Annotated in this window: 2 protein-coding genes; both read right to left on the bottom strand. The window is 61.8% G+C overall.

Features of this window, described 5'->3' with window-relative positions:
- Positions 1–112: 112 nt before the first annotated feature.
- Complete coding sequence (locus EN991_RS36720; protein WP_063168976.1) at positions 113–499, bottom strand: SET domain-containing protein-lysine N-methyltransferase; 387 nt, start codon at positions 497–499, stop codon at positions 113–115.
- Between the two features lie 111 nt (positions 500–610).
- Positions 611–1,274: SDR family oxidoreductase (locus tag EN991_RS36725; RefSeq protein ID WP_127370548.1), on the bottom strand; the 664-nt coding region annotated here is incomplete at its 5' end.

Consider the following 1,274-nt stretch of genomic DNA (forward strand, 5'->3'; position numbering starts at 1 on the left):
GGTTTACACCACGAATTGTGGCGGCTGATAGCAGAATCATGCCGCGCTGTCCACAGCGGAAATGAATTTGCGGTGCCAGCCGCAGTCTGTTTGCCTTGAGATAAGGAGCCGACTAGGCCGTCGCGAGGTGCAGCCGCTCGAAATCCTCGAAGAACTCGCCGTAGTCGCAGGTGATCTCCTCGCCCACGGCGATGTCGCGGGTCGCGGTGGCCCCGCCATATTGCGAAAAATCCGTATTCGGATTGCTGGAATGGTTCATGAAGCGGCCATTGTCGACTTCATAGACCATGAAACCTGGCCGGTCGGGGCTGGGATAGGCATAGCGGTCGAGCAGTTCCCTGAGATGCGGGGGGGCCGCTTCGTATTTGTCCATGGGGACCAGTCGGTCGAAATCCGGATCGAGCCGCCAGATCGAAGCCCCTTTCCTGATCGGCTCCGCAGCGAACACGCCGACGCCTTCGATCGCACTCGCAGTCACATAGGTTCTGATCAACAACATAGTTCCAGACCCCGCTTTTGGACAGAAACGGCATCGCCAAATCGCGGCGAAAAATCAAGACCGGCCGTCTGCCTGGCGGCTATGAACATGCATTCCGGACGCGAAAAGTCTTCACGTCCGGTTGATCGACACGCCGCCATCGGCAAACAGAGCGGCTCCGGTGGTAAAGCTCGAGGCATCGGAGGCGAGATAGAGCGCCGAGCGAGCGATCTCCTCCGGCATAGCGACACGCTTCAAAGCATGCAGGCCTTCGACGAAGGCCCGTGATTCCGGGGTCTTGAAGGTTGCCGCCGGCGTGTCTGTGCCGCCGGGCAGCAGCGCGTTGACCCGCACGCCTTTCGGGCCGTATTCGGCGGCAAGCACCTGTGTCAGTCCGATCAGGCCGGCCTTGCTCGCGGCATAACTGGTCATGCCTGGCATGCCGACTGTGTGGCCGACGAAGGTGGAGGTGAAGATCAGCGAACCACCGCCACGCTCGACCATTGCCGGCACCTGGTATTTGGCGCCGAGAAACGCGCTGGTGAGATTGGTGTCGAGCGTCTCGCGCCAGCCTTCCAGCGGCAGTTCGGCTATCGGTCCCATCAGGCCGACAGCGCCGGCATTGTTGAAGGCGATGTCGAGCCCGCCGAATTTTTCGACCGCCAGATCGACAAGGGCCTTTGCGTAGGCTTCGTCGCGGACATCGCCGGCAAGCGCGATGGCGATGCCATCGGCATCCGCGATTTCGGCGACAAGCGCGTCGAGCTCGGCCTGGCGGCGGGCGGCGACGATGACC

Source organism: Mesorhizobium sp. M7A.F.Ca.US.005.03.2.1, assembly GCF_003997795.1.
Taxonomy (GTDB): Bacteria; Pseudomonadota; Alphaproteobacteria; order Rhizobiales; family Rhizobiaceae; genus Mesorhizobium; species Mesorhizobium ciceri.

Coding starts and splice junctions, on each gene's coding strand:
- EN991_RS36720 (WP_063168976.1), bottom strand. CDS start 499: ATGTTGTTGATCAGAACCTATGTGACTGCGAGTGCGATCGAAGGCGTC.